This window comes from Sphingobacterium sp. JB170 (assembly GCF_900163865.1).
Taxonomy (GTDB): domain Bacteria; phylum Bacteroidota; class Bacteroidia; order Sphingobacteriales; family Sphingobacteriaceae; genus Sphingobacterium.
In genome coordinates this window covers 177,963-203,388 of record NZ_FUKU01000030.1, presented here as the reverse complement: position 1 = coordinate 203,388, position 25,426 = coordinate 177,963, and the positions used below count along the sequence as shown (strand labels likewise).

21 protein-coding genes and 1 tRNA gene are annotated in these 25,426 nt (G+C 41.4%); 7 read left to right on the top strand and 15 right to left on the bottom strand.

Annotated elements, in window-relative coordinates; genetic code table 11:
• Positions 1-16: 16 nt before the first annotated feature.
• Complete coding sequence (locus FM107_RS09955) at positions 17-1,390, bottom strand: MATE family efflux transporter (protein ID WP_086948351.1); 1,374 nt, start codon at positions 1,388-1,390, stop codon at positions 17-19.
• A 193-nt stretch (positions 1,391-1,583) separates the two neighbouring features.
• Here FM107_RS09955 and FM107_RS20100 point away from each other — a divergent pair, with 193 nt between their 5' ends.
• The 3 genes from FM107_RS20100 to FM107_RS09940 all read left to right on the top strand — a co-directional run bounded on the left by FM107_RS20100 (position 1,584) and on the right by FM107_RS09940 (position 4,736).
• Positions 1,584-2,096 carry a twin-arginine translocase TatA/TatE family subunit gene (locus FM107_RS20100; protein WP_086948350.1) on the top strand — a complete coding sequence of 171 codons (513 nt, stop codon included), beginning with the start codon at positions 1,584-1,586 and terminating at the stop codon, positions 2,094-2,096.
• A 77-nt stretch (positions 2,097-2,173) separates the two neighbouring features.
• Complete coding sequence (locus FM107_RS09945; RefSeq protein ID WP_086948349.1) at positions 2,174-4,387, top strand: Tex family protein; 2,214 nt, start codon at positions 2,174-2,176, stop codon at positions 4,385-4,387.
• 61 nt (positions 4,388-4,448) lie between these two features.
• Positions 4,449-4,736 carry a hypothetical protein gene (locus tag FM107_RS09940; RefSeq protein WP_086948348.1) on the top strand — a complete coding sequence of 96 codons (288 nt, stop codon included), beginning with the start codon at positions 4,449-4,451 and terminating at the stop codon, positions 4,734-4,736.
• 10 nt (positions 4,737-4,746) lie between these two features.
• On the opposite strand, the gene FM107_RS09935 is transcribed toward FM107_RS09940, so the two are convergent.
• Positions 4,747-9,132, bottom strand: coding sequence for a translocation/assembly module TamB domain-containing protein (locus tag FM107_RS09935; RefSeq protein WP_086948347.1), 4,386 nt, complete (start codon positions 9,130-9,132; stop codon positions 4,747-4,749).
• Positions 9,133-9,225: 93 nt separating this feature from the next.
• Here FM107_RS09935 and tsaD point away from each other — a divergent pair, with 93 nt between their 5' ends.
• Positions 9,226-10,227 carry a tRNA (adenosine(37)-N6)-threonylcarbamoyltransferase complex transferase subunit TsaD gene (gene tsaD, locus FM107_RS09930; protein WP_086948346.1) on the top strand — a complete coding sequence of 334 codons (1,002 nt, stop codon included), beginning with the start codon at positions 9,226-9,228 and terminating at the stop codon, positions 10,225-10,227.
• Between the two features lie 41 nt (positions 10,228-10,268).
• On the opposite strand, the gene FM107_RS09925 is transcribed toward tsaD, so the two are convergent.
• The gene (locus FM107_RS09925) at positions 10,269-10,664 is read right to left on the bottom strand and encodes a hypothetical protein (RefSeq protein ID WP_086948345.1); all 396 of its coding nucleotides are present in this window, start codon (positions 10,662-10,664) and stop codon (positions 10,269-10,271) included.
• Between the two features lie 184 nt (positions 10,665-10,848).
• On the opposite strand from FM107_RS09925, the gene FM107_RS09920 reads away from it, so the two are divergent.
• Positions 10,849-11,604 (top strand): copper homeostasis protein CutC, encoded by a 756-nt coding sequence (locus FM107_RS09920; protein WP_086948344.1) that lies wholly within the window; start codon positions 10,849-10,851, stop codon positions 11,602-11,604.
• Between the two features lie 52 nt (positions 11,605-11,656).
• Here FM107_RS09920 and FM107_RS09915 read toward each other — a convergent pair whose 3' ends face one another.
• Both FM107_RS09915 and FM107_RS09910 read right to left on the bottom strand, forming a co-directional pair.
• Complete coding sequence (locus tag FM107_RS09915) at positions 11,657-11,836, bottom strand: spore protein (RefSeq protein ID WP_086948343.1); 180 nt, start codon at positions 11,834-11,836, stop codon at positions 11,657-11,659.
• 27 nt (positions 11,837-11,863) lie between these two features.
• Positions 11,864-11,934: transfer RNA gene (locus FM107_RS09910), tRNA-Cys, on the bottom strand.
• Positions 11,935-12,174: 240 nt separating this feature from the next.
• Between FM107_RS09910 and FM107_RS09905 the strand changes: the two genes are divergently transcribed.
• Positions 12,175-12,819, top strand: a complete 645-nt coding sequence (locus FM107_RS09905; RefSeq protein WP_086948342.1) for a porin family protein — start codon at positions 12,175-12,177, stop codon at positions 12,817-12,819.
• Positions 12,820-12,936: 117 nt separating this feature from the next.
• On the opposite strand, the gene FM107_RS09900 is transcribed toward FM107_RS09905, so the two are convergent.
• The 8 genes from FM107_RS09900 to fsa form a co-directional block, all read right to left on the bottom strand.
• Complete coding sequence (locus FM107_RS09900; RefSeq protein ID WP_086948341.1) at positions 12,937-13,653, bottom strand: 3-ketoacyl-ACP reductase; 717 nt, start codon at positions 13,651-13,653, stop codon at positions 12,937-12,939.
• Positions 13,654-13,777: 124 nt separating this feature from the next.
• Positions 13,778-14,083 (bottom strand): 30S ribosomal protein S10, encoded by a 306-nt coding sequence (gene rpsJ / locus FM107_RS09895; RefSeq protein WP_002993539.1) that lies wholly within the window; start codon positions 14,081-14,083, stop codon positions 13,778-13,780.
• Between the two features lie 71 nt (positions 14,084-14,154).
• Positions 14,155-16,278 carry an elongation factor G gene (gene fusA, locus FM107_RS09890; protein ID WP_086948396.1) on the bottom strand — a complete coding sequence of 708 codons (2,124 nt, stop codon included), beginning with the start codon at positions 16,276-16,278 and terminating at the stop codon, positions 14,155-14,157.
• Between the two features lie 128 nt (positions 16,279-16,406).
• Positions 16,407-16,874, bottom strand: coding sequence for a 30S ribosomal protein S7 (rpsG, locus tag FM107_RS09885; RefSeq protein ID WP_086948340.1), 468 nt, complete (start codon positions 16,872-16,874; stop codon positions 16,407-16,409).
• A gap of 19 nt (positions 16,875-16,893) precedes the next feature.
• Positions 16,894-17,304, bottom strand: a complete 411-nt coding sequence (gene rpsL, locus FM107_RS09880; protein WP_086948339.1) for a 30S ribosomal protein S12 — start codon at positions 17,302-17,304, stop codon at positions 16,894-16,896.
• A 202-nt stretch (positions 17,305-17,506) separates the two neighbouring features.
• Positions 17,507-19,633, bottom strand: a complete 2,127-nt coding sequence (gene rnr, locus FM107_RS09875) for a ribonuclease R (protein WP_086948338.1) — start codon at positions 19,631-19,633, stop codon at positions 17,507-17,509.
• A gap of 499 nt (positions 19,634-20,132) precedes the next feature.
• A complete protein-coding gene (locus FM107_RS09870) occupies positions 20,133-20,579 on the bottom strand; it encodes a Fur family transcriptional regulator (protein ID WP_086948337.1) in 447 nt (148 codons plus the stop codon).
• A gap of 1,426 nt (positions 20,580-22,005) precedes the next feature.
• Positions 22,006-22,665, bottom strand: a complete 660-nt coding sequence (gene fsa / locus FM107_RS09865; RefSeq protein WP_086948336.1) for a fructose-6-phosphate aldolase — start codon at positions 22,663-22,665, stop codon at positions 22,006-22,008.
• A 122-nt stretch (positions 22,666-22,787) separates the two neighbouring features.
• Between fsa and FM107_RS09860 the strand changes: the two genes are divergently transcribed.
• Positions 22,788-24,008, top strand: a complete 1,221-nt coding sequence (locus FM107_RS09860; RefSeq protein ID WP_086948335.1) for an MFS transporter — start codon at positions 22,788-22,790, stop codon at positions 24,006-24,008.
• Here FM107_RS09860 and FM107_RS09855 read toward each other — a convergent pair.
• Entirely contained in the window at positions 23,994-24,437 is a 444-nt protein-coding gene (locus tag FM107_RS09855) for a retropepsin-like aspartic protease (protein ID WP_086948334.1), read from the bottom strand. The two genes, FM107_RS09860 and FM107_RS09855, sit on opposite strands and share 15 nt — an antisense overlap.
• A 38-nt stretch (positions 24,438-24,475) precedes the next feature.
• On the bottom strand, positions 24,476-25,414 hold the full coding sequence (locus FM107_RS09850; RefSeq protein WP_086948333.1) for a malate dehydrogenase: 939 nt from the start codon (positions 25,412-25,414) through the stop codon (positions 24,476-24,478).
• Positions 25,415-25,426 lie beyond the last annotated feature (12 nt).

The following is a 25,426-nucleotide window of genomic DNA, read 5'->3' as shown; positions in this document are numbered from 1 at the left end:
GTTTAGTGTCTTTTTTTTATGTGGATATGTTGTTCTTTGACTTATGCTTATCGATAATTTTTTGGTAGCGCAAATACAGAAGTAACGACGAGCTCAATAGCCCCAGTGTGAGGCCATACCATATACCAGTAACGCCAATATCTAAGTAAATTCCCATAATATATGCCATCGGGATTCCGATAATCCAGTAAGCGATGAATGTGATTATTGTTGGCACATTTACGTCCCCCACCCCGCGTAAAACCCCCAGCCCGACTACTTGCGTGCCATCGAATAGCTGAAATAATCCTGCAATAATTAGTAGTTGTGCTGAAATAGCGATCACATGGTTATCATCGCTAAACAGCAGAGGGAGCTGCTTATTAAAAATCATGAATATTAAAGCGCACACCACCATAAAGGCCAAGACAAGGGCATAGGATATCTTCGCGAACCGAGCTACGCGTTGGATGTTCTTCTTACCGAAGCTGTGTCCGATTTTAATCGTTGCGGCCGAAGCAATACCGGTAGCCATCATGTAGCTCATCGAGGCTAGGGTAATCGCTACCTGATGACTGGCCTGTTCCAATGCGCCGAGTTGGCCAGCCATAATTGCTGCAACAGCAAAAGCGCCGATTTCAAATACATATTGCATCGCAACAGGGGCTCCTATTTTAAAGATGCTTATTGTTTGTACTTTACGGATATATAGCCATTTAAACTCGCGGGTGTATTCTTCGAAATGTTTTGAGCGAAGGACATAGACCGACATGACGATCATCATCAACACACGATCGATTAACGTCGCATAACCCACGCCGATAATGCCCATTGGCTCAATGATCCAGAAGCCTTTTACGAAAAGTATCGCTAAGATAATATTTAGCAAGTTCCCCCATATAGTAATATTCATAGCCTGTTTTGTGAAACCTAACCCCTCTGCAAATTGTTTAAAGGTGTTAAATATCATTAAAGGCATGATGGATACCATAAGTATCAGCAAGTATGGTTTAGCGGTTTCTACCACGCGTGGATCTTGGTCCAAATGTTCCATTGCATACGTTGAACCGTAGTTTACGAGCGCGAAAAGTACAAATGCGGTGCAAATATTCAACCACAAACTATTGGAAAGTAGCTCTCCACAGGCCTTTTTATTTCCTCTGCCATTTTCTTTAGCAATTAAAGGAGTGAGGCCGTAGGAGATACCAAGCCCAATGACCATTACGACAAGAAATACCGAGTGAACCAAGGAGACCGCCGCTAGAGGTATGGTTCCGACAAATTTTCCGACAATTACGGTGTCTGCGGTCTGCACGAGGGTTTGTCCCAATTGCGAAATAATAACGGGCCCTGCCAGCGCAATAGTGCTGAGGTAAAAATACTTATTTTCTTTGTAGTAACTTTGTAACATAGTGAACGTGCAAAGGTAACAAATCAAAAGGCACTTTTAGTGAATCCGGCACCAAACGTTGTGCGACTTTATGTACGCCTTTGAGGGCAGTGCAGATCACTTTGTTACTAAATAATTACAACAAAAATTTTGAGGTAAAGTAAATTTAAACTTACCTTAGTCACGTTAAAAGACAAAATAAAGTAGAAAAGAGATGGTATTAGGGTTTTTGAATATTGGAACACAAGAAATGGTGCTTATTGTCATCGTTATCTTATTGCTTTTTGGAGGTAAGAAATTACCTGAATTAGCGCGTGGTTTGGGACGTGGAATCCGCGAGTTTAAAGATGCTTCTGAAGGGATAAAACAGGAAATTTCAGATCAAATAAATAATTTTGAAAAGGATCTCGATGTAACCGTTGACGAACCAAAACAGGAGACTAAGCCTGTAGAGCCCGAAGCGGAAGATAAAGTATCCTCGACGGTTGATGAAGTAGAAAACACAGAAAAAGTCGAAGAAAAGCCGGAGGACAAGAATTCCCTCCCGCAGTTCACGACTCCTGAAAATACATTAACACACAACCCAGGACAGCAGCCCTCATCCGGTGGAGAGCATTATTCCTATGGGTATAATGACCATTTTTCCTCTGAGGAAAGTACGGTCACAGAACCTACACCTGTTGCCCAGCAAGAGCCAGCAGACGAAGAGCCTAAAAAGAACGCATAAACGTATTAAACTTATAAAATAAAAGGCTGTTGGTCATTATGTCCAACGGCTTTCTTTTTTCATATTCATTATTTTTTATGGCATACGAAATTATTATTTCGCAGGAATTAGGAGTAAGTAGTCGGCAAGTAAAAACAACGATTGGACTGCTCGACGAAGGAGCAACAATTCCATTTATATCTCGCTATCGTAAAGAGATGACTGGAAGTTTAGATGAGGTACAAGTTACCAGTATACGGGACAGGGTACAACAGCTAAGAGATCTTGGCAAACGAAAGGAAGCTGTCTTGAAATCCATTAACGATCAAGGGAAATTAACACCCGAACTTCAGACTCAGGTTCATGGAGCCGAAACAATGGCTCTATTAGAGGATATCTACTTGCCGTATAAGCCGAAACGCAAAACGCGGGCATCGTCAGCACGCGAAAAGGGTCTACAAGGGCTCGCCGAAATCTTACTTAACCAAGAGCAGGGCGATATTGACGCTGCCGCTGAAGCTTTTATTGATAATGAAAAAGGTGTTAATACGGTCGAAGAAGCATTCGCCGGCGCTCGAGATATTATTGCTGAGCAAATAGCAGAAGACTCGCTGGTGCGTGCTAATGCACGGAAGATTTTTTTGGAAAAAGGGCAATTTGTGGCGAAGGTCGTCCCCGGAAAAGAAGAGCAAGCGGTGAAGTATACTGATTATTTTGAGTGGACTGAGTCGCTCAAAGATGCCCCCTCGCATCGTGTACTCGCGATGCGACGGGGTGAGAAAGAGGAATTGTTATATTTAGATATCACCGTAGATGAACAGTTAATCGTTCCGCTAATCGAGCGGCAATATATCAGAGCGAATAACGCTTCGACGGATCAGCTGAAGTTGGCATTACACGACGGCTATAAACGTCTTCTCAAGCCATCCATGGAGACTGAGATTCGCGTGTTCACAAGACAACGTGCAGACCAAGACGCAATAAAAGTATTCGCTGAGAACATACGTCAACTTCTTTTGGGGGCGCCATTAGGTCAAAAACGCTTATTGGCGATTGATCCGGGATTTCGTACAGGGTGTAAAACTGTTGTGCTGGATGCGCAAGGGACCTTGTTAGAGCATACCGCTATTTTCCCACACACGGGTGCAGGCAATGCAGATCAAGCAGCAAGGACGGTGAAACATCTGGTTGAGAAATATAATATCGAAGCTATAGCCGTAGGGAACGGTACAGCGGGGCGGGAGACCGAGGATTTTGTGCGTAAAATGCAGCTTGGGGTTACTGTAGTAATGGTTAATGAGTCGGGTGCATCGATATATTCGGCGTCCGAAGTGGCGCGTGAGGAATTTCCTGATTATGATGTGACGGTTCGCGGTGCCGTGTCTATTGGACGGCGACTGATGGACCCACTTGCAGAGCTCGTGAAGCTTGAACCAAAGTCGATTGGAGTAGGACAATACCAACACGATGTCGATCAGAACAAGCTACAAACAGCCTTGGACGACACCGTCGTGTCCTGTGTGAATGCTGTGGGCGTGGAATTAAACACTGCCTCCAAGCAAATTCTCTCTTATATTTCAGGTTTAGGTCCATCCCTGGCTCAACAAATCGTAAATTACCGTGTCGCAAATGGGCCGTTTCGTACACGGAAGGAACTTAAGAAAGTGCCTCGTCTAGGGGAGAAGGCCTTTGAGCAAGCGGCGGGGTTTTTACGGATACGTGCAGGAGAGCAACCGTTGGATGCCTCGGCGGTACATCCAGAACGTTACGCTCTAGTTGAAAAAATGGCGCGGGAAGTAAATGCGAGAGTGGAAGATTTAATGAGTGAAGAGAAGCTACGTGCGCAAATTGACCTTGAGCGTTATGTTACGGATGATGTTGGTATTCCAACGCTGAATGACATCCTCTCCGAATTATCCAAACCGGGACGAGACCCTCGGGAGCAGTTTGAAGAATTTTCTTTTACCGACGGTGTGAACAGTATTGGAGACCTTAAGGTAGGCATGAAATTGCCGGGAATAGTAACGAATATTACGAACTTCGGCGCATTTGTTGATATTGGGGTGCATCAAGATGGTCTGATACACCTAAGCCAGTTAGCGAATCGTTTTGTAGCAGATCCTAATGAAGTGGTCAAAGTGCAACAGCAGGTAACCGTTACTGTAACGGAAATTGATGAGCGCAGAAAGCGCATTGGTCTTTCCATGAAAACACAGGAGAAACGCCCGGCAACAAAAAACGAACGTCGGAGTAAAGCGCCAGAAACCGATATGGCGAAGAAGCTTGCTGCTCTAGCAAGTAAATTTAAATAATCAAAAAGGCAATGGCCTAAACCATTGCCTTTTGCATATTTTTTACTAATTTCAACTTAGGATGCAATACGAGGAGTTTTTACGTTCTATAGAACAAGATCAAAAGCCGGCAGATACGTTAAGCACTGCCTTGAAAGCGTTGTGGTACGACGCGAAGGGAGATTGGCAGGCTGCCCACACCTTAATAGATCACCTGGAGGATGATAAGTCCTCCCGGGTGCACGCGTACCTACACCGGGTGGAAGGGGATGTCTGGAATGCACGATACTGGTACGGCAAGGCAAAATCAAAAGAGTTCCACGGAGAACTTAAAGATGAGTGGTTGTACTTGGTAAAACTATACCTTTAATCACAGATGCTCAAGGAAAGGGTACGAGCTCTTGGCGTGTGGTGTCGCTGGGCGTAGCTTTCGGTAGTTCATTTGGACTCGCCTCGTCCTTTTCAACTTCTATTTGTTTCCGTCTCGATATCCAAATATTTCGCCAGAAATCCGATAGCGAATTGAATTCTTGCCGGTAGACTAAACCTACTGCGCTAATGTAGTCGCTGTATGGGGTGAATAAAAAGTTTCTTGTGTTAAGTCTATTGTAGGCTCGCAAAACTAAGTTACCGTCATCACGAAGACGGAAAGTAAGCTCTGCATCGGTCGCAATTTGATCGGAAAATAGAGTGAGATCATTTAGTTGAGTTTTACTCCGATCTGTCACTCCTCCGGTAAAGATAAGCCGATCGTCAAAGAAACGCAGCGATGCGGATGCATCGTTAAAAGAGCGAATATTCAAGTCTAGAAAATTCATGTTTAAAGACTGCGAAATAATGCTGTTTAATTGATTGAAGGCGATTTCGGTTCCCGCGGAAAGTAAAGTGTTATTTACCTCACGGCCGAACTCCTGCGTGGATGCTGGGGTGAAGCTTCGACGTACTATTAAACTAATTGCCTGCTGGTTTACGTTGTTGATGTCACTCAGGTATCCCTGAAGTTCATCTTTCACGTAAGGATCCTGTGGAAAATTCAACTCAAACGATACCTCGGGCTGTGATAAGGAACCTTTTAATAACATGTCGGCCTGAGCTAAGATCCGGTCATTATTTTCGGTTCTCCCTGCTGCATTGTAAAGTGGTGCAATCGAGGTCCGTTGTTGGTAGCTCGCACTCAGGTTGACGATAGCCTCTGCGGGATTCCCTGCCCAACGTACTGTTCCCCCTTCCTTCAAATCAAAATATTTATTGAAGAAATCCTGTGCTGTAAAATGGAATTTCCCATTGACAATCCGATAATCGCCAAACATTTCCAAGTCTCCTAAATTTGATAAGCGCAGCGAAACGTTACCGTTGCCTACACCGGTAAGAGAGCCCACGTTGTTCTCTAAATTTATTTCGGCATCTGGCGTGAAGGCGAGGTCCATATTCATTGTGAGCCCTTTAAATAGACGCTTAGTAGCCTTCGCACTCAATTCTGCTGAATCGGGATTCATAAAGTAAAGAAAGTCACTGTCGCTTACGGTAAGCGAAGTATTAAATGGTAGTGTTATCGTTGTGTTAGGTTCGGATTGCGCATTCATGCTGATTGCAAGTGCCGATGTAGGGCCTAAAAAGGTAAAGTTCCCACTCGCAAATGCGGTTCCATAGAACACCTCATTATCGTTTCGCTTGGTGTTTAATATTTGTAGGTTATTTGCGGAAATTTTGATGTTCAGTTCAGGATCGGACAACTTGTTTAGGTTGATATATCCATTTGAGTTCGCGATTGCCCCGTGCTCATCTTTAAATTGGTAATCTTTCAAATATATGGTGTTGTTCTCTAAGATAGCATGCTGTTCAATCATCTCATATCGAGACTGCAAATAGTTCACTAGAAAAGAACCTTCTTTGATATGAGAAAACCCGTTAAATACAGGGTTTTTTAGGGAGCCTTTAATGGTAACTTCTCCACTTAGGGTACCATAAAGGTCGCTAACGAGATAACGAAGAAATGGTTGTGCGATACCTAAATCTACGTCGCGGGCTTTAGCTTGAATTGCTAAGGCGTCTTTTTGGTTATTGATATCATACGTTCCCGTTAAATTTATCCCGTCGCCATCCACGTCTCGCAATTCAGAGGCAATTCGTATCATTCCGAACGTCGGGTCGTAGTCAGCATTTATAATGAGGTTGCCGACTGGAATATTGTTGTAGACGATAGGGGTAGTCGTAATATGCGCAGAAAAGTTGGGCGAATCGAACACAGAATTTAGACGTACGTCACCACTCAAATTACCGAGCAGGTCTATCCCAATGGGTTTTGTGATCCCTGATAGTGAGGTAAGGTTGAAGTCCTGAAAGGAAATATTTAGGTCGTCATCCTGATCGGATAGTACGCCATCCATTTTTATTTCTTGGCGTTCATGTTTGAACACCAGGTTATTTAAGTATATCTTACCTTTTGAAACTCGAAGCTCTGCCTCGTGATTCACATTCCAATGTTCTTGGTTTAGAACGATATCCGATTGTTTTAAACGAATATACGCAGGTTTGTTATGCGCAAAGTGGATATTACCATTCAAGTTAACATAGTTCTCGCGGTCAGCCTCCGACAGTATTAACTCGAAATTGAGGCTATCGTTCGCCAGTACGTTGGCAATTTTTATATTATCGATATAGGTTGAATCGGTGAAGCTTAACCGGTCGGCAGATATATCTAAAGAAAAGTTTGTGTCGTCCGCATTCTCAAGAAGTTTTAAGTTTTTAAGGCCAATGCCTCTGTAGGATACAATTGGCGTAAATGCATCAAATGTTGCCGTATAATTATCGGAAGAAAAATTCGCCGATAGCTTCGCCCCATCATCAAGCCTCAGGTTCGGATCGAACAGTGCAGAAATTGGGTCGAATGATTTTATCTCCAGTTGCAAATCGAAGTTTTGCGGATTGTAGGGCTTAGATTCAATATTAATCGCTGGCGCATAACGCATTGCTAAAGAACGAAAATACGGGACAATTGTGTTAAGGTCTATTTGTCCCTGTATCGTGCCATCGACAACATCAGACTCGATCTTAAGGCGTTTATTTTGCTCGTCGCCTTCTGATGAAAAGATTAAGGATTCCATTTTGAAAGCTCCCCGCGAGGAGGAGAATTGTAGTTGCGAGGATTTAATGGTGCCGTTTAAAGAGTTTAGCGAGCTTCCGTGCAGCTCGCCCTGAATGTTTGAGTTACTAATAAGAATTGGGTCCCTATCGAACAACTTTAGTTTTTTGAGGTCCAATGTCTGTATATTGGAGGAAAATAGATATTTAGGAGTTGCGCCCGAAAGGTCGACCGTCCCGTCGTATGTTAATGCGGCGAATTGATCATCGAGATTACCGTTTACCACGAATACGTCGTTAGCGAATTTACCTTCAAAGATCAAACTCTCGTAGGCGTAGTCACGGAAATTAATGTTTTGAAGTTCCCCTGCGGCCCAAAGTTCTAATGATTGCCGGTGCGTACCTTGACCTCTAAAATCTATATCGAATCCCGTGGTATCTATGTTCTTGGCTTTAATTATCGTTCCAACGGCGAATGACTGACTCTTGACCGTTCCCGCATAGGATAACGCAGGCTTCAGCCCGATGGTCGATTTGGTTTCAACCGTTCCAAGTTTTGTTTCGGCCGTTCCACTAATTACAAATTGATGGTAAAGACCGTTCGCTCTCCCTTGATACTTGAGGTCTCCAAGTTGGTGAACTTGCAGCGGGAGTTTAAAGCTTTTATTGTTCGTCAGCTTAGGAATAAATTGTTCTAAATCTTCAGCTGATGTTTCAAGGGAAGTAATCTTGAAGTCGAAAAACGTGTTTTCGATTCGGGGTAACCCGTCGACTGTGAAGTCACCTTTAAAACGTGTGCTGCTACCTGTTCGAAGTATTACATCATTTGCTTGAATGTGTTCGACTGTTCCTAGCAGGGTTGCTTGTTGTATAGCTGTAGTAAATCTAATCTGAGCCACTTCAGGTGCAAAAAGAGCAATGTCACGAGAATCGATATAGGCGTTACTAAGGGTGCCTTCCACTTTAACATCCTTAATGAAATTTTCAAAATCTGAAAAGCTGTTATAGCGCATCATAAGGTAGTTGCCCACTTTAGAGTAGTTAGTTTCTACGGTTAGGCCTGTAAATTCCATCATACTGCTAGATAGGAACGACTGTGCCGTGAACTCTTTTAGGTATAGGCCACTTTTGTCTTTGAACGTTAGCTGTTTGATATCTGCCTCTAGGTGGTGCTCATCATAAGCGATATCGCGGAAAGATCCACTAATCTGGGTTAGTGCGAGCTCATTAAAGTTAACGACATTTTCACGTGGTTTTCGGCGATGATCGGTAAAATGTATTTCATTGTTTAATAGTTCGACCTGTTGTAATTCAAGCGCTAATTTCGCAGAGTAGGATTCGTCTTTTTTTTCTTTGGTTGTAAAATAATCTATTAGGAATGCAACGTTCGTGCTATCTTCAAAGATTTCAAAATTGAGATAAGCTTGTTGAACGTCTATTTTTTTTATGACGATCCTATTCGAAAGAATTTTTGTGAGAGAAATACTGGCCGAAAGTTGTTTGATATAAAGTAGTTTTTGACCACGTTGATCATTTATTAATAACGATTGCAGTTCGAGCGAATGAAATGGTTCTAAATAAACACGCTCAACGGTAACCTCTGTATCCAGTTGTGCACTTAAATAATCCGCTACTCTTTTAGAAACATAGGTTTGCACCGAAGCGAACCGTAGAGCCAGCACCATACCAATACTGAGCAGGAAAATGCTTAGCAGTGTAATGGACGTTATTTTAAGTATTTTTTTGATATTTTTGTAATCTATTAAAAAACTTGCACAATGGCTGTAATCTTAGGTATCGAATCTTCTTGTGATGAAACCTCGGCGTCTATATGTATAGACGGTGAAATTAAATCAAATATTATAGCCAGTCAAGCTATTCATGCAAAATATGGTGGCGTCGTTCCGGAGCTCGCCTCACGCGTACATCTGCAAAATATCATACCAACGGTCGATCAAGCAATTCAGCAAGCAAAAATACACAAAAATGATATTGATGCGGTAGCTTTTACTCGCGGACCTGGACTTTTAGGTGCATTGCTTGTTGGAACGTCCTTTGCAAAATCTTTTGCGTTGGCGCGTCAAATCCCCTTAATAGAGATTAATCATATGCAGGCACATATTTTAGCCCACTTTATTGAGGAGCCTAAACCGAGATTTCCTTTTCTGTGCTTGACTGTATCCGGTGGCCACACGCAGATTGTCTTGGTTAACGATTTTTTCGAGATGGAACTTTTGGGGAAAACGCTTGATGATGCGGCGGGGGAAGCTTTCGATAAAACGGCTAAAATTTTAAAATTGCCTTATCCTGGTGGTCCGCTTGTTGATCAATATGCAAAACAGGGTGATGCCTTTGCATTCAAGCTTCCGGAGCCTCAAATCCCGGGTCTTGATTTTAGTTTTTCTGGCCTCAAGACGGCGATCCTTTATATGGTTCAGGCTGAAGAAAGGAAAAACCCTAATTTTCTGAATGAAAGACTAGCTGACGTTTGTGCTTCTGTTCAACAGCGGATAGTGACGATTCTGCTGAACAAGCTGGCAAGTGCCTCCCTGCAGACGGGGGTAAAGCAAATAGCAATTGCTGGAGGAGTATCAGCGAACTCTGGCTTACGCAGGCAATTAACAGAATTGGGGCTGCGTAATGGCTGGGACGTATTTGTTCCAAAGCTTGAATACTGCACTGATAATGCGGCGATGATCGCTATCGCCGGTTATAAAAAGTATTTACGAAAAGACTTTGTCGAACAGGATGTTGCTCCACTGGCGCGGATGCATTTTTAAAAATGGCAAAGCATTGCGCATTATAAAACGCATTGCAGATCCTAAAGCGTGTCAATAAATTTCTGTAGCCATCGTTTGATGATGGCCGAGACTTCATAGTTTTCTTGTAGGGCAAACTTTAGCATTACTTGTTCCAGATGAGCAATCATATCTAAGTATTCGGGGAAATCCCCGCCGATATCCCTGTAATCCTCAATAATATCCACTAAATAACAGTAAATATCGTGTTCAACGAATTTTTCTTGACCTACGGTTTCTATGGTTTCCCATTCCTGATCGGAATAAAAGGTCGCTAAAACGTGGAGATCTGTTTTCATTTGATTGTATCCTTTGTTTTGTGATAACGCCACGTAGATTGACTTTTGTTCGCTGATAAGATTTTCGTATACGGTTGATATTCTATCTTGAATTTCGACTTCTTTTGATACTATATTCATGACGAATTAATTTAAAGTAAATCCTAACATTTATAGTGTTGAAATTATTTAACATTTATATGCGATGAAAAGTTTTATAAAACCAAAATAAAGTGTTGATTTAATGTGTTCTATGAAGTTAGATGTCTCGAAATTAGATTAGATTGTATTAATTCAAAAAAAAAATGTTCAAATTTGAAATAGGATGATAGAAGAAAAAAGTATCGACGGAATCAAGTTGGAAATTTGCGCTAATTCACTATTCTCAGCTCTTCAGGCGCAACAGGGGGGAGCAAGCAGAGTGGAGCTATGTCAGAATTTAGAAAATGGAGGGACCACTCCTTCGTACGCCCAAATTATGCTGACACGTAAAGAGCTGCATATAGGTTTGCATGTATTGGTGCGTCCGCGTGGAGGTGATTTCCTATATACCGAAGAGGAGTTCCAAGAAATATTGAGTGATGTTTTGTTTTGTAAACAGCAGGGTTGCGATGGTGTTGTTGTTGGTGTTTTGAATGCCGATGGATCTATTGATCTGACGCGAAATGCTATCTTGGTTGAGCAGGCTAAGCCGATGACAGTCGTTTTTCACCGTGCTTTCGATCGATGCAGCGACCCGATACGGGCGCTAGAAGATATAATAGCATTAGGGTTTGATCGAATTCTTACCTCCGGACAACGGGATACCGCGGAGCAGGGAAAGGAGCTCATCAAATCATTAGTAGAAAAGGCTGCCCAGCGAATTGAAGTGATGCCGGGGTCCGGCGTTAATGAAACGAATATAAGGTCAATTATAGAATATACGAAAGCAAAATCAATCCATAGCTCGGCGAAAACAGTTGTCTCTTCGAAAATGACCTTCCATAACGAAATGATTTCGGGAATGGACGAATCGGTTCTTCAAACTAGTAAAAAGGCCGTAGAAGCACTGTGCGTGCGGTTGAAAAAAGAGGATAGATAAAAAAAGAGAACCATTGGTTCTCTTTTTTTATGTCGTATTATAATGTATAAACTTATTTTGCTTCTGCAGCAAGTTTATTCAAAATTTCGTTGTTCAACGTAATTTGACTGTGCTTCGGCATTTCGCTTTTTGAACCTAGTTCAATGTTGCGGCCTAATTTTAAGAACTGTACTTCAACACGTGCAACAGTCTTATTTCTTCTATCTTTTCTTTTTAAACGTGTAACTCCCATTATGATATCTTTTATTGTCAATAAACGAGGTCGGAAGCGGATTCGAACCGCTGTAGGAGGTTTTGCAGACCTCAGCCTAGCCACTCGGCCATCCGACCCTTTTCCCCTTAAGGGAATGCAAAAATAAACTTTACTTTTGATATATACAAAGCTTCGTTGAAAAAGATTCTCTTTTATTTCTGCCGCCGATTTTACGCCGCTATTTTCGTTCTTATTGGTCGCTGAATTATAAAATTAATCATCTAATAATCAATACATTAATATCTTTACGGTCAATTTATTTTCATTTTGGTTCAAAACTTGCACTACTGAGGACGTAAAACAAAATATAGATAAATATGAAAAAGATTTTACTTTCTTTAGGTGCGGCAGTTTTACTAGCTGCGGGTGCACAAGCACAAACAAGCTTTGGTTTGAAAGCTGGTGTGAATTTAGGTAAATATAGTAATGTCCCGGCGAATTTGGATGACTATTCAAAAATGAATACTTCATTTTATGTGACCGGATACGCGGATTTGCCTGTTGCACCACAGTTCTCCATCCAGCCGGGTATTTCGTTACAAGGTAAGGGAGCTAAGTATAAGGCCGATAGCGATAATTTTGATGGTTCGATGACAACAAATGTAATGGCCATCGAGATTCCAGTGAATGCCGTGTATTACATCCCTACGGGATATTCTGGATCGGTATTTTTGGGTGCTGGGCCGTATGTTGGCTATTCAATCAGCGGAAAGTCAAAGGTTAAAGGTGGTTTCTCGGAATCTTCTAGTGAATCAGAATTCGATCTTGATTTTACCGGAGATGATAAAGATCAGAAACCATTTGACTTTGGTGTAAATTTCTTGGCAGGCTACAAATTGACAAACGGGTTCCTCGTTAATGCAGGCTACGGATTAGGTTTGTCGAACCTTTCTCCCGCTGATGGTAGCGATAACAAATTCTCGAATCGCGTATTATCATTTGGTGTAGGATACCAGTTTTAGACGTAAGCATCAAGACATGTTTTCGAAAGGTGGCTGATCGGATTGATCAGCCACCTTTTTTGCAATAAGGACGTGTAGTTGATTCTCTTACGCATTTCAAGGAGGATTAAGCTAACATTATGGGTTTGTTGACCATAATGAGGCCGATTTTAGCATCGCACGACGAGGGAGCTTTAAATTCGCTATAATAAGTTCGGCAAAATCTTCGGGTTGTAAAACTGTTTCGGGATTACCGTCGGTTAGCTGAAGATCTTTCGACATATCAGAGGCAATGGTACTAGGGGTAAGTGTGCAGACACGGATATTATTTTTACGTACTTCTCGCATTAACGAATCTGAAAATCCGATGACGGCAAATTTGCTTGCACTGTATGCAGAGGAACTCGCCGAACCATTTATTCCGGCTGTTGAGGATACGTTGATGATATCACCTTGATTTTTTTTTAATAATTGGGGGAGGACTGCTTTGGTCACATAATAAGTACCCAATATGTTGGTACGGATGATTTGCGTCCAAATTGCAGGATCCATTTCTTCCACCGATCCAAAGGAAGCTATTCCGGCATTGTTGATCAAAATATCAATTTCCCCTAAGCTTGTTTTTAATTTTTCAATTGCGGGGGATACCTCTTGGAAATTTCCTATATCGAAAACGCTATAAGCGGATTTCACGCCAAACTCTTTAATTTCCTCTACTGTCCTTTTTAAGTTTTCAACGTTTCGACCTGTTATGGCAACGTTGACGCCTTCCGCGGCAAGCGCTAGCGCTGTTGCTTTACCTAGGCCACGACCTCCGCCAGTTACCAAAGCATATTTCCCTGTTATATTTTCCATAGACGAAATTAATTAATAAATTGTATTCCGCGCGTATGGGATTTGTCAAAATATGAAGAGGGTTAAAAACAAGAAAGTCACCTTACGAATAAGATGACTTTCTTGGTTTCTAAAAGGAAATCTATCACACTTTAATTTCAACTTCTACGCCTGAAGGCAATTCAAGTTTCATTAACGCGTCAACAGTTTTAGAGTTTGAAGAATAAATATCTAACAATCTCTTGTACGCGCACAATTGGAATTGCTCGCGTGCTTTTTTGTTAACGTGTGGTGAACGCAATACCGTATAGATCTTTTTCTCAGTAGGTAATGGAATAGGACCACTAACAACTGCACCTGTAGGTTTTACCGTTTTTACGATCTTTTCAGCTGATTTGTCAACTAAGTTGTAATCGTAAGATTTCAATTTAATTCTGATTCTTTGGCTCATTTTATTTGTTTTTATGTAGCCTCCTATTAGAGCTATTCACAACAGGAGGCTGGTTTATTTTTGATCAAAGATTATTCTTCGATTCCTTTAACTTTACCTTTAGATTTGGCGATAACTTCCTCCGCAACGTTACGTGGTGCTTCTGCGAAGTGATCAAATTCCATTGTAGAACTTGCACGGCCTGATGTAATAGTACGTAATTGCGTGACGTAACCGAACATTTCTGAAAGTGGAACTAATGCTTTGATAACTTGCGCACCCGCACGAGAGTCTAGACCTTGCATTTGGCCACGACGACGATTTAAATCCCCCATGACGTCACCCATGTTTTCCTCTGGTGTTAAAACCTCAATTTTCATGATTGGTTCCATCAACACTGGTGAACATTTCGGTAATGCTTCACGATATGCCATTTTCGCAGCTAACTCGAAAGATAGCGAATCTGAATCGACCGCGTGGAATGAACCATCGATCAAACGAACTTTCATTCCAGAAAGTGGATATCCGGCTAATACACCATTTTTAAGCGATACTTCAAATCCTTTTTGTACCGAAGGGATATATTCTTTTGGAATTTTACCACCGACGATCTCATTAACAAACTGTAGTGGTGATTTTGTTGTATCGAAATCTTCGTCAATTGGAGAGATTACAACTTTAATATCTGCGAATTTACCACGACCACCTGATTGTTTCTTGTAAACCTCACGGTGTTCTGTCGTTCCATTGATAGATTCTTTGTACGACACCTGAGGAGCACCTTGATTAACTTCAACTTTGAATTCACGTTTTAGACGGTCAATTAAGATGTCTAAGTGAAGCTCACCCATACCTGAAATTACCGTTTGACCGGTTTCTTCGTCTGTTTTTACAACGAATGTAGGATCTTCTTCCGCAAGTTTACCTAAACCAATACCTAGTTTATCAACGTCAGCTTGTGTTTTAGGTTCGATTGCTAAACCGATAACAGGCTCAGGGAAAACCATAGATTCAAGAATGATAGGTGATTTTTCATCACAAAGTGTATCACCTGTTTTGATATCTTTGAAACCAACTACCGCTCCGATGTCACCTGCTCCGATTTGAGGAATCGGGTTTTGTTTGTTGGCGTGCATTTGGAAGATCCGGGAGATACGTTCTTTGTTTCCTGAACGCGTATTTAACACATATGAACCTGCTTGTAATACACCCGAGTATGCACGGACAAAACATAAACGACCTACGAACGGATCGGTTGCTATTTTGAAACCTAATGCTGCGAATGGTTCCGACTCTGATGGCTTACGTTTAATTAGTTCACCTGTACGTGGGTCGGTTCCGTCTACTGCTTCTACGTCTAATGGGGAAGGTAGTAACTCCATAACGAAGTCAAGCATGGTTTGTACACCTTTATTTTTAAATGATGATCCACATACCATTGGTACGATCGCATTATCTAAAACAGCTGCACGTAATGCATTTAAGATTTCGCGCTCCGTTAATGAATTTGGATCCTCGAAGAATTTCTCCATCAACGATTCGTCATAACCAGCGACGGCCTCTAAAAGCTTTTCGCGATATTCAGCAACTTCGTCGGCCATATCCTCTGGAATTGGAACTTCGGTAAAGGTCATGCCTTTATCAGCGTCATTCCAAATGATACCGCGGTTGTTAATTAAATCAACAACACCTTTGAAATCGTCTTCAGCACCGATCGGTAATTGAAGGGCAACAGCGTCAGATCCTAACATTTCTTTTACTTGTTTTACAACTTTTAAGAAGTCAGCACCTGAACGGTCCATTTTGTTTACAAACCCAATACGAGGGACTTTGTAGCCATCTGCTAAACGCCAGTTTGTTTCAGATTGCGGTTCAACACCGTCAACAGCTGAAAATAAGAACACTAATCCGTCTAATACGCGAAGGGAACGGTTTACCTCTACGGTAAAGTCAACGTGACCAGGCGTATCGATAACGTTTACTTGGTACTTCGTGTTACGGTAGTTCCAGAATACGGTTACAGCGGCAGAAGTAATTGTGATACCACGTTCTTGCTCTTGAGCCATCCAATCCGTCGTAGCAGACCCTTCGTGCGTTTCTCCTAGCTTGTGGTTTACTCCAGAATAGAATAAAATACGTTCTGTCGTTGTAGTTTTACCGGCATCGATGTGAGCAGCGATACCAATATTTCTAACTAAATTTAAATCTTTTGCCATGTTATTTTGCAGTTTGCCTATTGGCTGATTGATATTGCAATGTTTTAAATCAAATACACCGACCATGATAATGGAAAAATCTATTATCTAAGGTCGGTGTATTCATATTTGATTCTTTGAGTTCAAGATTAGAATCTGAAATGCGAGAACGCTTTGTTGGCTTCAGCCATCTTATGCGTATCTTCTTTCTTTTTAACAGCAGCACCCTCACCTTTAGAAGCTGAAATGATTTCTCCTGCTAATTTCTCGAACATGTTTTTTTCTCCGCGTTTGCGTGCGAATGAAATTAACCACTTCATACCTAAAGCAATTTTACGATCTGGGCGTACCTCCATAGGAACTTGGAAGTTGGCACCACCTACACGGCGAGATTTAACCTCTACAGCTGGCATTACGTTGTTTAATGCTTTTTTCCATGCATCAAGACCGCTCTCTTGTGTTTTTTGCTCTACTAATTCTACTGCGTCGTAAAAAATTGAATATGCTGTAGATTTTTTACCATCTACCATCATGTTGTTTACAAAGCGTGTTACCTGAGTGTCGTTAAACTTTGGGTCAGGTAAAATGATTCTCTTTTTTGGTTTTGATTTTCTCATTTTCTAGTCCTCCGTTTAATTATTTCTTTTTACCTTTTGCTGGAGCTGCAGCTTGTCCTGGTTTAGGACGTTTTGTTCCGTATTTAGAACGACGTTGGTTACGACCTGCAACACCAGAAGTATCCAATGCACCACGAATAATGTGGTAACGAACACCGGGTAAATCTTTAACACGACCACCACGGATTAACACAATTGAGTGTTCCTGTAGGTTGTGACCTTCACCTGGAATGTATGCGTTAACCTCTTTGCCGTTTGTTAAACGTACACGAGCCACTTTACGCATTGCTGAGTTTGGTTTTTTAGGGGTAGTAGTGTATACACGAGTACACACACCTCTTCGCTGTGGACATGAGTCCAACGCTGGTGACTTACTCTTGTCAACCAGAGCTACTCTACCTTTTCTAACTAATTGTTGAATAGTAGGCATTTACCTGTTTTTGTTTTTTATTTTGTAAAAAATAACTAATTTTTAAGTCCGCAAAGATATGTATAAAATATTAAATGATAAAGACTTGTGTGTTATTTTTTTTAATGTCAATTTGATTTTTTGAATTTGAAGCTCTTCCACATCTTAAGTTGTCCAGTGCTTGGCTCTATTTCGGGTTGGTGGCCCTGCAATTCAAAATGATTTAAGCGAGTGAAAAATCGATTTGTCTTTTCTCGAGATCGACTTTTTTGACTATAATGTCAACTTCATCCCCTAGTTGGTATTTCTTACCACTGCGCTGGCCGAAGATGGTGTAGTTCTTTTCGTCTAAGGTATAATAGTCATCTGTGATATCTCTTAAGCGAACCATTCCTTCACATTTGTTTTCTTGTATCTCTACATACATGCCCCATTCGGTGACGCCTGAAATGATCCCAGTATATTTTTGTCCGATCTGATTTTGGAGGAATTCCGCTTGTTTGTACTTGATAGAGGCTCTTTCGGCTTCAGATGCTTTTTTCTCCATTTGGGAACAGTGTTCAGCCATGGTCTCATAATGTTCATTGTTGACCTTTCCTCCTTCATTAAGGTAGTATTGAAGGAGGCGGTGTACCATTACGTCAGGGTAACGACGGATAGGGGAGGTGAAATGTGTGTAATGATCAAAAGCTAGTCCGTAATGGCTTGTGTTTTTCGTGGTGTAAACCGCTTTTGCCATCGAACGAATCGCGAGAGATGTTAGTAGGTTTTGTTCTCGGCTTCCCTCTATTTTTGTCAACAGCGCATTTAAAGATTTGGCGGTTTCTTTGTCCGTCTTTACCGAAAGTCGGTGACCAAAACGCGAGGCGAATTGTGAAAATGTTGCTAAGGTTTCTGGGTTCGGGGTGTCGTGGAAACGATAGATGAATGTTAGTTTGTTTTTTCCTTTAGCTTTTTTCGCTATAAACTCCGCTACTTTTTTGTTGGCAAGTAGCATGAAATCTTCGATGAGCTTGTGCGCGTCTTTTCGGATTTTCGTGTAAACGCCGATTGGTTTACCTGCTGCATCGAGTTGGAATTTCACTTCTTCGCTCTCGAAGCTTATTGCGCCGTTTTTGAATTTACGTTCACGGAGGATGTAAGCGAGTTCATTTAGTTTGTTGATTTCGTTAGCGAAGTCTCCAGTTTTCGTTTCGATAATCTCTTGCGCTTCTTCGTAGCTGAATCGTCGGTCCGAGTTGATGATCGTTCTTCCGAACCACTGGTCGACGACGTTCGCTTTATGGTCCATTTCGAAGATCGCTGCAAAGCAAAGTTTATCTTCGTTTGGTCGAAGTGAGCATACGCCGTTTGATAGTCTTTCGGGCAGCATGGGTATTACCCGGTCAACTAGGTATACCGATGTCGCTCGGTCATATGCTTCTTTGTCAAGCTGGGTGTCGGGGAGAACGTAGTAAGATACGTCTGCAATGTGAACGCCGATTTCGATATTTCCATTTTCTAGTTCGCGATACGAGATGGCGTCGTCAAAATCCTTAGCGTCGAAAGGGTCGATGGTGAACGTGGTCGTCTGACGAAAGTCTTTACGTTTCTGAATTTCGTCCTCTGGTATTTTTTCATCGATTGCGTTAGCTTCTTGCTCAACCTCTTTTGGGAAGCTAAGGGGGAATCCAAAGTCGGCAAGAATAGCATTCATCTCCGTTTCGTTCTCGCCTTTTTTACCAAGTACATTTTTTACTTTACCATATGGGTTCTTGGCATCTTTCGGCCAGTCGGTAATTGTGACTACAACTTTTTCTCCGTCTTGAGCTCCATTGAGGTCTTCTGAAGGGATGAAGATGTCATGCAACATTTTACGATCGTCGGCCAAAAAGAATGCGAAACTTTTCGAGGTTTTTATGGTGCCGGTGAAATTTATTTTTGCGCGTTCAATAATTTCGACCACTTCCCCTTCTCGCGAGCGTCCATTTTTTCGTTGGTAGACATGAACTTTTACAATGTCATTATGTAGGGCGTGCCTCAGTTTTCTTGGAGCAACGTAGATGTCGTTTTCGAATTCGTCTTGCGGGACGATATAGGCCGAGCCGTCAGCGGTCATATCGACCTTACCTTCGACGTATACGTTGAGCGCGCGCAATTTATATTTTCCGCGGTCTACTTGCGTGAATTTGCCGGATTTGGATTCGTCGGATAAGATATCTCCTATTGCTTCTTTTGCGTTGTCGTCTCGCACATTTAGTTTTGCTGCTATTTGTTTGTAGTTTAAAGGGTGGTTGTTTGATCGCTCAAATATGTCTTCTATGAGTTGGCTTAGTATTTCCTTGTACTGATTTTCTTTTTTTTGTTTCATGTGTCTCAAGTTGTGGAGTTTTGGAAACTTTGATTTTACTGTTTCGTTACGATAGGGTGTTGCCGCTTAGTGGCCGTCTGCTTTGTTTATTGCTACCGTTAATTTATAATCTAAATATACAAAAAAAAGTAGGGGAATTTGTTTAAAAATAGTGCTTCTTATTGTGTGTTTATTATAAATTTAGTTTAGCATATTTATTGTACTGATTATTAGATGTTAATAAAATAAATTGCTAAAACAAAAATTTATATTGTGTGTATTACCGTTATGGGAGGTGGCTATTGCTTTAATAAGTTCGTTTTCTAAATTTTTGCTAAAATTATTATTGTTAACTATTCATATCATTTAGTTTGCTTAAGTGTCTATTATGTAAAGTGATAAAATTTTTTTGATAAAATATTTATGCTATTTTATGTAAAGATTTAGCGTGTTTTTTACATAAAAAAAACACCTTCGCGTGAGACAAGGTGTTTTCAAAATAATTACTATTTTCTGTCGGTTACTCTTCTTTTTGGCAGTTCTCGCAGAGACCAACTGCGTTCAATGCGAGTGCATGTAAGGTGAAATTTTTGGGGAGTGGAATGTAAGGAAATGGAACTTCGTCCAAGCAATATACGCTGTTGCAAACCGAACATATGAAGTGGACATGTTGATCTTGGTGGTGATCTTTACGACAGTCTGAATTGCAAATTGCGTAGGTAGCGGTACCTTGTAAATCAAATATTTTGTGTACAATTCCTTGATCTTCGAAGCTCGAAAGTATACGATAAAGGGTCACTCTATCAATCTCAGCACCGATCGTCTTTTCAAGATCTGGTTGTGAAACTGCTGCGTTTTTATGCGTTAGTTCGTCTAAAACACGCAATCTATGCGGGGTTACTTTGAGACCATTATCTCGAAGTAATTGGTTGAAATCCCTACTTTTTTCCTTTTTTTGCTCTGTCATGTTAGATGTAAAATTACAAAAAATATAGCTGATAACGACATTGATTACCTGGAAGGCGGTCGTGTAGTACGTGTAATTGGGCTACCCGAGAGATGAAATATTAATCCATTTCGCTTTCTTCGGTATGCGTACGGGCAAATCGCGCAATCTGTTATTTTTGATTTTAATTTGGAAAGTTAATTGTAATACATTGTTTATGAGCTGTTTATTGTTATTTCGGTTTTTGGTCATAATTTTTGAATTCCATTCAAATATGGAAAATATATGGGGTTATCCCCGATATTTTTGAATTTTTTGGGATGTTTGGGACTGTATATTCGTCTTTTTTTGGCTACTAATAGAGGGTCGTGGGAATGTTTTTTTTATTTGTTTCACATGTAGATCGGCCTATTTCAGCGGTGTTTCCCGTTCAATTCTATTGTGTTTTACGGGTGGATGCGGTCAGAATTTCCGTACCATGTGGTTGTTTTTGCACTAGATTTCGCGCTCATTGGGATGAAATTCGCTATCTAAATCGTGAGAATTTGGCTTGTTACGCGAGGTCTTTGGGAAAAATTATTGCGAAGCGTAGCGATGTGTACCGGCGGATTTTCTAGTTTTCTGATATGTTTTTGATTATCGTGCGTACGGTTTTACGACAATGTTAGCGCGCTTTATTAGTAGTGTTTTTGGATGTTTGCTTTCTGTTTCATGGGATGCTGTTTGTGTTTTTTTCGGAATGTCTGGGAATTTTCCGCTTGCATTTTAGGGTTATTTTTTAGTGCTGGGTTACGTCTCTGGCAGAGGTGAGTCACGGGAATTTTCTGGATATTGCCCCGATGTTTTTCCGTTCGTTCGTTCTTTTTCGATGCCAAGGGGATGTATATTCTCATGTTTTTGTCGATGTTTTTCGGAGAGTTTGACAGGTTTACACATAAGTTTTTGGGCAATTGAAATATGCTATTTTTGACCTTGCAGCCTTGAGTTGCATTTCTGGCGGAGGTGGATTACGGAAGTTTTTTTATATTTTACCCCGATGTTATATGCCGTCCAGTCGCTCTTTTTCGACGGCGAGGGGATTCAATTTTCACGTTTTTCTATGTGTTTTTCGTGGCGCTTGTCAGATTTAGCCGTAAGTTTTAGGGTGATTGTTCTGCGAGGTTTTTGGTACTTCAGGGGTGGGGGGCGTCTTTAGTATCGAGGGGCATGGCGCTACGATTATGGTTTTTCTTACCGATCTTTTCTGCTGGACACTCGCGGTTTATGAGCGCCCGGGATGAGCTGGATTGTACTATTTTTTCCGATACTCTGTTTGCGGCGATTTTCTCTTGGTTATCAACCGTTACGGCTTTGTAGGAGGGGGCACGTATCTTGGGCGCGGATTGGTTTTTAAAGAGAACGCCTCGACCAGCCGATTGGAAGAGGCGTACGCGTATGTATATTTCGATTATTTACCTGCAGCTTTCGCGTGATCTGCTAGGAATTGAGCCAGTCCACTATCTGTTAATGGGTGTTTTAAAAGCGCTAAAATAACGGATAATGGTCCAGTCATTACGTCTGCACCTATTTCAGCACATCCCAAAAGGTGCGCTGTATGTCGAACAGACGCGGCTAAGATTTGTGTCGGGAAATCATAATTATCATATATTAAACGAATTTCTTCGATCAATCCAAGTCCATCTACTGATATATCGTCTAGTCTGCCGATGAATGGAGATACGTACGTTGCTCCAGCTTTTGCAGCCAATAGCGCTTGCCCTGAAGAGAATACTAATGTACAGTTGGTTTTGATACCTTTGTTACTGAAGTATCGGATCGCTTTAATACCGTCTTTGATCATTGGTACTTTAACAACGATCTTTGAATCTAACGCTGCAAGCGCTTCACCCTCTTTGATAATGTTTTCGTAGTCAGTTGCGATCACTTCTGCACTAACATCGCCATCGACGATATCGCATATAGCTTTGTAATGATTGATTACATTCGCTTCACCGGTGATTCCTTCTTTAGCCATTAAACTCGGGTTTGTTGTAACGCCGTCAAGCACGCCTAAGTCGTGAGCTTCTTTAATTTGCGCTAAATTCGCGGTATCGATAAAAAATTTCATGTTTGATGGGGATTTATTGTTTTTAAATTAGTTTTTCAAACTTTATAAGCTAATATTGGTTACAAAAATAGTTATATTATTATCAAAGTGGTAGTTTTAGAGAAAACATTTTCGACTTCTATATGGATATACTCAGATCGCTTTCCTATCCCAATTTTAGACTCCATGTAATTGGACAGGCGATTTCTCTTCTCGGGACTTGGATGCAACGGGTCGCGATTAGTTGGCTGGTATATGAGATGTCACAGTCCGTATTTTGGTTAGGGTTTGTACAATTTGTTTCGCTAGTGCCCTCATTAATACTGTCGCCTTTTATCGGTTCTTTTGTCGATAAGCACAAAAAATACAAGCTCGTATTTCTGACACAAATAGGGTTGATGATCCAAGCGGGGTTATTGACGCTTGTTGTCGGTATGAAATGGGAAACGGTATTTGTACTTTCGGTATTAGGTTTTTGTCAGGGCGTGATAAATGCGTTCGATGTATTGGGGCGCCAGTCTCTCATGATTGCATTGATCGATAATAAAAAGGATCTTCCCAATGCGATTGCGTTAAACTCGTCTGTTTTTAATTTGGCGCGGATGGTAGGACCGGCAATAGGTGGTGTTTTGCTATCTACTTATGGAGAGTTTGTTTGTTTCGGAATTAACTTCATCAGTTTTATTCCCGTTATCATTTGTTTAATGATGATGAAAGTTGTGGAAGATCAGGCACAGCTAGCCAAGGAAGATAATATAACGGCACTCAAAGAGGGATTTAGCTACTTGCGACGATCCCCTCATATTACGTCCATTATCGTTGTGTTGGGATTTTCGAGTCTTTTGGTAATCCCTTATACCTCGTTGCTACCCGCAGTTGCAAAGGACCTTTTTAACGGTAATGAATCGACATTTTCCTGGTTCGAGAGCGCGGCTGGTTTCGGTGCCATGATCGGTGCAATTAATATGGCGCGGCTCAAAAGTGGAGAAAATTTGCGTTATCGGGTATTATTTTCAGCCCTTCTAATGGGATTGAGCCTGTTGCTGCTCGCTTTTGCACCCATGCTTTTTCCCGCATTAATTTTTACGGCAATGGTTTCCTTTGCGATGATGATGCAAAATTCATCGATCAATACGTACATCCAAACGCACGTTGTTACCGCCTATAGAGCAAGGGTGATTGGTTATTATGTTATGGCCTTTCAAGGGATTGCGCCAATAGGTGCACTATTGGTTGGTGCGACAGCCGAATATTTTGGCATCAAGAATACTTTGTATTTTATGGGAGTGGCGGGTATTTTAATAGCTATCTTTTTCTATGGATATCTTAGGCGGCATATACAGCGTCCGCTATTTAAGTTTTAGTGGACGTTCTCGTAGTGTGAGGGACTGTTTTCTGTAGTCTATTTTCGCGTTATATAATCGTAAGATATCTCCGCCCAAGACACCAATAATAGGGGCGATATTCATTTTTTCATACGCGTAATTTATTGTGCTTAGATCGAGAACTGCTGTTGCGTAATTTTTGACTTGCCAATTTCCAATTCTGAAGTGCGGAATTTCGAGGACGAAGCTCTGCATCTTATTTGTCCCCAGACCGGCTGAAAGGATGTCAGTATTTTGAAATGTTGACTCGGGAATTCCGAAATTGAGAAGAGTTTGCTTATCAAATACAGTTTTCGAAGCTCCTGTGTCTAATACCATTTTCGACGGTTTGTCAAAAAGTTCTACGTCGATTAAGACGTGGAAACCGTCCCCCTGTAATTCGACAATTTCAAATGGAATAATTTGCATGGGCTAAATATAAGAATTTAACCCATGCAAAAGGTTATCTAAAATAAATTGCTGTCGGTAAGTACGGCGTTCATTTTGCGCACAGCCTCAGTGCTTTTTTTGAACAAATCCTGTTCCTCTTGGGATAGTTCAAGTGGTACAATACGGTCCCACCCTTTGCTGTTGATGATAACCGGCACACCCATAGTAATATCCTGTTCGCCGAATTCACCTTCCAGCAAGACAGACGCAGTGAATAATCGATTTTGGTTGCATACGATGCTTTCGACCATAGCTGCGGTCGCTGCCCCTGGGGCGTACCAAGCAGAAGTACCGATTAATGCGGTAAGTGTTGCACCTCCAACCATCGTTTTATTGACGATTTCCGCCTTTTCTTCTGCAGTTAAAAAGTCGCGCACGGGAATACTGTTCCACGTGGCATGCTCGATCAATGGAATCATCGTAGTGTCGCCATGGCCGCCGATTACGATCGCATTGAGATCGTTTGCGGATGCATTAAATTTTTGAGATATCTGATACTTGAAGCGAGCGGAATCTAATGCGCCACCCATACCGATTATTCTATTCTTAGGCAGACCACTAGCTTTTAGAGCTAAATAGGTCATGGTGTCCATCGGGTTTGAAACAATAAGAATGATTATATCGGGAGAATGTTGAATGAGATTTTCAACAACAGATTTTACAATTCCAGCATTAGTTCCTATAAGTTCTTCACGCGTCATACCGGGCTTGCGCGGTATACCAGAGGTAATAACAGCAACGGAGGAACCAGCCGTAGAAATGTAGTCATTAGTTACACCCTTTACTTTGGAATCAAAACCTAATAGCGCTGCGGTTTGCATCATGTCTTGTGCTTTCCCTTCGGCAACACCCTCTTTGATGTCTAATAAAATAATTTCCTCTGCGATGTTACGTCTCACCAAATTATCGGCGGTAGTTGCACCTACGGCGCCAGCGCCTATGACTGTGATTTTCATGTTTTATTGGTT

Coding starts and splice junctions, on each gene's coding strand:
- FM107_RS09955 (WP_086948351.1), bottom strand. CDS start 1,390: ATGTTACAAAGTTACTACAAAGAAAATAAGTATTTTTACCTCAGCACT.
- FM107_RS20100 (WP_086948350.1), top strand. CDS start 1,584: ATGGTATTAGGGTTTTTGAATATTGGAACACAAGAAATGGTGCTTATT.
- FM107_RS09945 (WP_086948349.1), top strand. CDS start 2,174: ATGGCATACGAAATTATTATTTCGCAGGAATTAGGAGTAAGTAGTCGG.
- FM107_RS09940 (WP_086948348.1), top strand. CDS start 4,449: ATGCAATACGAGGAGTTTTTACGTTCTATAGAACAAGATCAAAAGCCG.
- FM107_RS09935 (WP_086948347.1), bottom strand. CDS start 9,132: ATGGTGCTGGCTCTACGGTTCGCTTCGGTGCAAACCTATGTTTCTAAA.
- tsaD (WP_086948346.1), top strand. CDS start 9,226: ATGGCTGTAATCTTAGGTATCGAATCTTCTTGTGATGAAACCTCGGCG.
- FM107_RS09925 (WP_086948345.1), bottom strand. CDS start 10,664: ATGAATATAGTATCAAAAGAAGTCGAAATTCAAGATAGAATATCAACC.
- FM107_RS09920 (WP_086948344.1), top strand. CDS start 10,849: ATGATAGAAGAAAAAAGTATCGACGGAATCAAGTTGGAAATTTGCGCT.
- FM107_RS09915 (WP_086948343.1), bottom strand. CDS start 11,836: ATGGGAGTTACACGTTTAAAAAGAAAAGATAGAAGAAATAAGACTGTT.
- FM107_RS09905 (WP_086948342.1), top strand. CDS start 12,175: ATGAAAAAGATTTTACTTTCTTTAGGTGCGGCAGTTTTACTAGCTGCG.
- FM107_RS09900 (WP_086948341.1), bottom strand. CDS start 13,653: ATGGAAAATATAACAGGGAAATATGCTTTGGTAACTGGCGGAGGTCGT.
- rpsJ (WP_002993539.1), bottom strand. CDS start 14,083: ATGAGCCAAAGAATCAGAATTAAATTGAAATCTTACGATTACAACTTA.
- fusA (WP_086948396.1), bottom strand. CDS start 16,278: ATGGCAAAAGATTTAAATTTAGTTAGAAATATTGGTATCGCTGCTCAC.
- rpsG (WP_086948340.1), bottom strand. CDS start 16,874: ATGAGAAAATCAAAACCAAAAAAGAGAATCATTTTACCTGACCCAAAG.
- rpsL (WP_086948339.1), bottom strand. CDS start 17,304: ATGCCTACTATTCAACAATTAGTTAGAAAAGGTAGAGTAGCTCTGGTT.
- rnr (WP_086948338.1), bottom strand. CDS start 19,633: ATGAAACAAAAAAAAGAAAATCAGTACAAGGAAATACTAAGCCAACTC.
- FM107_RS09870 (WP_086948337.1), bottom strand. CDS start 20,579: ATGACAGAGCAAAAAAAGGAAAAAAGTAGGGATTTCAACCAATTACTT.
- fsa (WP_086948336.1), bottom strand. CDS start 22,665: ATGAAATTTTTTATCGATACCGCGAATTTAGCGCAAATTAAAGAAGCT.
- FM107_RS09860 (WP_086948335.1), top strand. CDS start 22,788: ATGGATATACTCAGATCGCTTTCCTATCCCAATTTTAGACTCCATGTA.
- FM107_RS09855 (WP_086948334.1), bottom strand. CDS start 24,437: ATGCAAATTATTCCATTTGAAATTGTCGAATTACAGGGGGACGGTTTC.
- FM107_RS09850 (WP_086948333.1), bottom strand. CDS start 25,414: ATGAAAATCACAGTCATAGGCGCTGGCGCCGTAGGTGCAACTACCGCC.